Annotated in this window: 4 protein-coding genes and 2 pseudogenes; 3 read left to right on the top strand and 3 right to left on the bottom strand. The window is 72.3% G+C overall.

What is annotated here, in order from left to right; all coding sequences use genetic code 11:
• The 3 genes and pseudogenes from Q0195_RS04960 to gatC form a co-directional block, all read right to left on the bottom strand.
• A pseudogene (locus Q0195_RS04960) lies at positions 1–350 on the bottom strand (Asp-tRNA(Asn)/Glu-tRNA(Gln) amidotransferase GatCAB subunit B); the annotation flags it as partial.
• On the bottom strand, positions 347–1,870 hold the full coding sequence (gene gatA / locus Q0195_RS04955; RefSeq protein ID WP_299275385.1) for an Asp-tRNA(Asn)/Glu-tRNA(Gln) amidotransferase subunit GatA: 1,524 nt from the start codon (positions 1,868–1,870) through the stop codon (positions 347–349). The pseudogene Q0195_RS04960 and the gene gatA, both read right to left, overlap by 4 nt.
• Entirely contained in the window at positions 1,867–2,166 is a 300-nt protein-coding gene (gatC, locus tag Q0195_RS04950; protein ID WP_299275382.1) for an Asp-tRNA(Asn)/Glu-tRNA(Gln) amidotransferase subunit GatC, read from the bottom strand. Before gatC ends, gatA begins: the two co-directional genes overlap by 4 nt.
• Positions 2,167–2,242: 76 nt before the next feature.
• On the opposite strand from gatC, the gene Q0195_RS04945 reads away from it, so the two are divergent.
• The 3 genes and pseudogenes from Q0195_RS04945 (at position 2,243) to Q0195_RS15780 (ending at position 5,713) form a co-directional block, all read left to right on the top strand.
• Positions 2,243–3,502 carry a phosphatidylserine/phosphatidylglycerophosphate/cardiolipin synthase family protein gene (locus tag Q0195_RS04945; RefSeq protein ID WP_299275379.1) on the top strand — a complete coding sequence of 420 codons (1,260 nt, stop codon included), beginning with the start codon at positions 2,243–2,245 and terminating at the stop codon, positions 3,500–3,502.
• A gap of 9 nt (positions 3,503–3,511) precedes the next feature.
• Positions 3,512–5,080, top strand: coding sequence for a TrkA C-terminal domain-containing protein (locus Q0195_RS04940; RefSeq protein WP_299275376.1), 1,569 nt, complete (start codon positions 3,512–3,514; stop codon positions 5,078–5,080).
• A gap of 211 nt (positions 5,081–5,291) precedes the next feature.
• A pseudogene (locus Q0195_RS15780) lies at positions 5,292–5,713 on the top strand (DUF6632 domain-containing protein).
• Positions 5,714–5,804: the final 91 nt, after the last annotated feature.

Genomic DNA, 5,804 nt, shown 5'->3' with positions numbered 1-5,804 from the left:
TCGAAGGCGATCGGCTCGTCGTACTGGGAGGTCTGGAAGTTCTTCGGGATGTCCGGGTAGAAGTAGTTCTTCCGGGCGAACCGGCAGGTCTCGGCGATCTCGCAGCCGAGTGCCAGACCGATGCGGATGGCGTACTCGACCGCGGCGCGGTTGAGCACCGGCAGAGTGCCGGGCAGGCCGAGGGAGACCGGCGTCGTGTGGGAGTTCGGGGCCCCGCCGAAGGCGTTGGGTGCGCCGTCGAACATCTTCGACGCGGTCCCGAGCTCGACGTGGACCTCGATCCCGATGACGGGGTCGTACCGGCGGACGGCGTCGTCGAAGTCGACGAGCGCGGGGGTGGTCGCGGTCATCGGGTGGCCTCCTGAGCGACGGTGGTGGGCAGCGACGGCGCCTCGGCGAGCAACGGGTGGCCGCGCCGCTCGTCGAGCAGGCGCTCGAGGACGGCGCCGACCCGGTAGAGCCGGGCGTCCTCACGGACCGGGGCGAGGGCCTGGAACCCGACGGGCAGGCCGTCGTCGCTCAGCCCGCTGGGCACGGAGATGCCGGGGACGCCGGCGAGGTTGGCGGGGATGGTGGCGACGTCGTTGAGGTACATCGCCATCGGGTCGTCGAGCTTCTCCCCGAAGCGGAACGCCGTCGTCGGGGCGGTCGGTGAGACGAGGACGTCGACCTGCTCGAAAGCGGCCGCGAAGTCCCGCTGGATGAGGGTGCGGACCTGCTGCGCACTGCCGTAGTAGGCGTCGTAGTAGCCGGCCGACAGCGCGTGGGTGCCGAGGATGACGCGCCGCTTGACCTCGTCGCCGAAACCGGCGCCGCGGGTGGCGGCCATGACCCGCTCGGCGGTCAGCGGCCCGTCCTCCGGCTCGACGCGCAGGCCGAAGCGCATGCCGTCGAACTTCGCGAGGTTGGAGGACGCCTCGGCGGGCAGGATGAGGTAGTAGGCGGCCAGCGCGTAGTCGAAGCTCGGGCAGGAGACCTCGACGACCTGCGCACCGGCCTCCTCGAGCAGCCCGAGGGCGGCGGTGAAGCTCGCCCGCACGCCGGGCTGGTAGCCATCGCCGCCGAGCTCGCGGACCACGCCCACGCGCATGCCGCGCAGGTCGAGGGCCTCGGTGGCCTCGACGAGGTCGCCGACCGGGTCGGGCAGCGAGGTCGAGTCGCGGGGGTCGTGCCCGCCGATGAGCTCGTGGAGCAGCGCGGAGTCGCGCACGGTGCGGGAGACCGGTCCGGCCTGGTCGAGGCTGGAGGCCAGCGCGATGAGACCGTAGCGGGAGACCCCGCCGTAGGTGGGCTTGACCCCCACCGAGCCGGTGACCGCAGCGGGCTGACGGATCGAGCCGCCGGTGTCGGTGCCGATGGCCAGCGGCGCCTCGTAGGCCGCCACGGCCGCGGCGGACCCGCCGCCGGAGCCGCCCGGGATCCGGTCCAGGTCCCACGGGTTGCGGGTGGGGCCGAAGGCAGAGTGCTCGGTGGAGGAGCCCATCGCGAACTCGTCGAGGTTGGTCTTGCCGAGGATGGGCAGGCCCGCGGCACGCAGCCGCTCGACGACGGTGGCGTCGTACGGCGGCAGCCAGCCCTCGAGCATCTTGGAGGCGGCCGTCGTCGGCTGCCCCTTGGTGACGACGACGTCCTTGACGGCGATGGGCACGCCGGCCAGCGGGTGGAGCTCCTCGCCACGTGCCCGGCGCTCGTCGACGTCGCGGGCGGTGGCCAGCGCCTCCTCGTCGTTGACGTGGAGGAAGGCGTGGACCTCGCCGTCGACCTGTGCGATGCGGTCGAGGTGCGCCTGTGTCACCTCGACGGCGCTGACCTCCTTGGCCTGCAGGCGCCGGGACAGCTCGGCTGCGGTGGCGGTGACGATCTCGCTCATGCGTCCTCTCCCAGGATCTGCGGCACGAGGAACTGGCCGTCCTCACTGGCGGGTGCCCCGGAGAGCGCCTCCTCCTGGGACAGGGGCTCCTCGACGACGTCGTCGCGCATGACGTTGGTCAGCGGGAGCGGATGGCTGGTCGCCGGGACGTCCGGCCCGACGACCTCACTGACCTTGGCGACGGCGTCGGCGATCACGTCGAGCTCACCGGCGAGACGCTCGATCTCGTCCTGGGTGAGCTCGATGCGGGCCAGGGCGGCCACACGCGCGACCTCGGCTGCAGAGATGGTGGACATGGGTGTCGAGTCTAACGCTCCTCGGGCGGCCCGAACCCGTGCGACCTGCGCCGCACCGCTGCTCTAGGTTGGGGCCATGAGGCTGAGCACGGTGAGGCACTGGGTCCACCCGCGACTCCGCCGCGCGGTGAAGTGGGGCACTCTCGGCCTGGCCGGCGCACAGCTCGCCGCGGCGGTGACCGTGTGGGGGGTGGACTCGCTGCGCAAGCGGCGGCAGCCCGCGGCGGGCGAGTTCCCGCGGACCGACCCGGTGGCGGTGGACGTCGCCGGCTCCGAGCTCACCGTCTACACCTACGGCGAGGACCTCTACGCCGCCATGCTCGAGGCGATCCGGGGGGCGCGGCGCTACGTCTTCTTCGAGACCTACATCTGGAAGGACGACGACGTCGGGCGGCAGTTCAAGCGCGAGCTCATCGCCGCGGCCGAGCGCGGAGTGCAGGTGTACGTCATCTTCGACTCCTTCGGCAACCTCGTCGTGCCGTGGGCGTTCAAACGCTTCCCTGACCCGGTCCACACGCTGCGGTTCCCGCTGTGGCGCCCCGGCCTGCTCACCTTCAACATGCGCAAGGTGGGCCGGGACCACCGCAAGATCCTCGTCGTCGACGGCGAGGAGGGCTACGTCGGTGGCTACAACATCGGCGACCTGTACGCCACGCGCTGGCGCGACACCCACCTGCGGCTGCGCGGGCCCGCGGTGTGGGAGCTCGACAACGCCTTCGTCGACTTCTGGAACGTCCACCGCCACGCCCACCAGCCCGAGCTGGAGGACCGCGGCGCCCGCTCCTGGGACTCGCGGATCCAGGCCGCGCGCAACTCGCCCTCGTCACTGCTCTTCCCGGTGCGCGGTGCCTACATCAACGCGATGGACCGAGCCCGGGACCACGTCTACATCACCCAGGGCTACTTCATCCCCGACGCCGAGTTCCTCGACGCCATGCTCGGGGCGGCGCGCCGCGGCGTGGACGTGCGGGTGCTCATCCCGGAGGTCTCCAACCACGTCCTGGCCGACTGGGTCGCCCGGTCCTTCTACACCCGCCTGCTCCGCGGCGGGGTGACGATCTGGCTGTACCAGGGGGCGATGGTGCACGCGAAGACCGCCACTGTGGACGGGCGCTGGACCACGATCGGTACGACGAACATCGACCGCATGTCGATGATCGGCAACTACGAGATCAACCTCGAGATCTACGACGAGGCGCTGGCCGCCCACATGGAGGAGGTCTTCGCGACCGACCTCACCAACGCCCGCCCGCTGACGCTCGCGGAGTGGGAGCGCCGCTCCTGGCTGGAGCGCGTCGGCGAGACGCTCCTGCACCCGCTGCGCTGGCTGTTCTGAGGACCGACCGTGCTCGACCTGCTCGCCACCTCCCCGCTGCTGACCCTCATGCTCGTCGTGGCGGTGGGCACGCTGCTCGGGGCGGTGCCCTTCGGACCGGTGCGGTTCGGCGCCGCCGGTGCCCTGTTCGTCGGGCTGGCCGTCGGGGCGCTGGACGCCCGGCTGGGCGAGGGGCTCGGCCTGGTGCAGAGCCTGGGGCTGGCGCTCTTCGTCTACACCGTGGGCCTGGCCGCGGGGCACAGCTTCTTCCGCGACCTGCGCAGTCAGCTGCCGCTCATGGCCGCCTCCGTCGGTGTGCTCGGCCTGGCCGCCGCGGCGGCGGTGCTCGTCGCCCGCTGGACCGCCGTCCCGCCGACGCTCGCCGGTGGGGCCTACGCCGGGGCGCTGACCTCCACCCCGGCGCTCGCGGCCGCGACGACGGCGGCGGGCAGCGGCGAGCCGGCGGTCGGCTACTCGCTGGCCTACCCGGTGGGCGTCGTGGCGACCATCGTCGTCGTCTCCCTCGTCCTGGCCCGGCCGTGGACCTCGCCCCGCGACCCCGAGCCGGCCGCCGGGATCGGGCTCGTCGACGTCAGCGCGGAGGTCCAGCGGCCCGGGCCGTTGCACGACATCCCGGGGTACACCGACGGCCAGGTGCGGCTGTCCTACCTCGAGCGGGACGGCCGCACCCGCGTCGTCGAGGCCGACGAGGAGCTGCGGGCCGGGGACCGGGTGGTCGTCGTCGGGACCCGCCCGGCGGTGGAGCGGGCGGTGGCTCACCTGGGCCGGAGGGTGCACGAGCACCTCGCCCACGACCGCTCGGTGGTCCACTTCCGTCGCTTCGTCGTCTCCGACCCGCAGGTCGCCGGTCGCACGGTGCGCGACCTGGACATCCCCGGCCGGTTCGGCGGGGTCGTCACCCGGGTGCGCCGCGGCGACACCGACATGCTGGCGCACGAGGACCTCGTCCTCCAGCTCGGCGACCGGGTCCGGGTGGTGTTCCCGCGCGGCCGGCTCAACGCGCTGTCCGAGCTCTTCGGCGACTCCGAGCGCAAGGTGAGCGAGGTCGACCCGCTGTCGCTGGGCACCGGCATTGCCGTGGGTCTGCTCCTCGGGCTGGTCACGGTGCCGCTGCCCGGCGGGGTGACCTTCGCGCTCGGGTCGGCCGCGGGGCCGCTCGTCGTCGGGATGGTACTGGGCCGGGTGGACCGCACCGGGCCGATCGTCTGGGCGCTGCCGGTCTCGGCCAACCTCACCCTGCGCCAGCTCGGGCTGCTCCTCTTCCTCGGGGCGACGGGGCTGGCGTCGGGCCAGGCGTTCGCCGCGCAGGCGTTCACCGCGCTCGGGCTGCGGGTGGTGCTCCTCGGGGCCGTCGTCGTGCTGGCGGCCGCGCTCGCTTTCGTCGCGGCAGCACGACTGCTCGGGCAGAGCACGGCACGGACGGCGGGCGCGGTCGCCGGGTTCATCGGCCAGCCGGCGATCCTCGCCTACGCGACCAACCGGCTGCCCGACGACCGGGTGGAGGCCGGGTACGCCTCGATGTTCGCGCTGGGGATCATCGCCAAGATCCTCCTCGTCCAGCTCGTCGTCACCACGTGACCCGCCCGGCCCTCTCCCCCCTCGACGCCGAGAGCGCACTTCCCACCCACAGCCCACTTCCCACCCGAGAGCGCATGTCCCAGCGAGGACTCACGTCCCACGGACAGCCCATGTCCCGGCGAGAGATCACTTCCCAGCGCGCCGAGTCTCTCGACAGTGACGGCGCGTCCAGTCCTCCGTGGGGGACGCATAATGCTCGTACCCGTCGGCGATGGGAGCCGCCATGCCGTCCGCCCAGCGTCTGCTCCAGGCCGCCCTCGCCGTTGTCGGCTGCCTGTTCCTCCTGCTCTACCCCATCTCGGTGGTCTGGCCGGCCGGGTGGCAGTGGCACACCGGACCCCGCACGCGTCCGAGTACTTCCTCATGATCGTCGGCCTGTATGCGACGCTCGGGATATTCCTCCTGCTCGCGGCCAGGAACCCGCAAGCCCACCGCTCGCTGATCTGGTTCACCGTGTGGTCCAGCCTCGTGCACGCCGTGGTCATGGCAGTGCAGTCCGTCGTCAGCCCGCATCATCGCGGTCACCTCTGGGGCGACGTCAGTCTGCTGCTCGTCGTCGCCGCCGTGCTGGCCTGGCTCATGACGAACGCCCACATGCGGCCTGAGCATGGGGAACCCGACGACCGCGCGTAGCGGCCACTCCTCGACCGTTCGTCCGGACGCGAACTGAGCTCTCGGCGGGAACTGGGCTCTCGGCGAGAACTGGACTATCGGTGGGAACTGA

The sequence above is a fragment of the uncultured Georgenia sp. genome, from assembly GCF_937958535.1.
Classification (GTDB): Bacteria; Actinomycetota; Actinomycetes; order Actinomycetales; family Actinomycetaceae; genus Oceanitalea.
Note: the sequence above shows the minus strand (reverse complement) of the source record. Positions and strands in the feature narration are given on the sequence as shown.

What these genes read in the sequence shown, in the direction of transcription:
- gatC (WP_299275382.1), bottom strand. Translation starts at nt 2,166, where the DNA reads ATGTCCACCATCTCTGCAGCCGAGGTCGCGCGTGTGGCCGCCCTGGCC.
- Q0195_RS04945 (WP_299275379.1), top strand. Translation starts at nt 2,243, where the DNA reads ATGAGGCTGAGCACGGTGAGGCACTGGGTCCACCCGCGACTCCGCCGC.
- gatA (WP_299275385.1), bottom strand. Translation starts at nt 1,870, where the DNA reads ATGAGCGAGATCGTCACCGCCACCGCAGCCGAGCTGTCCCGGCGCCTG.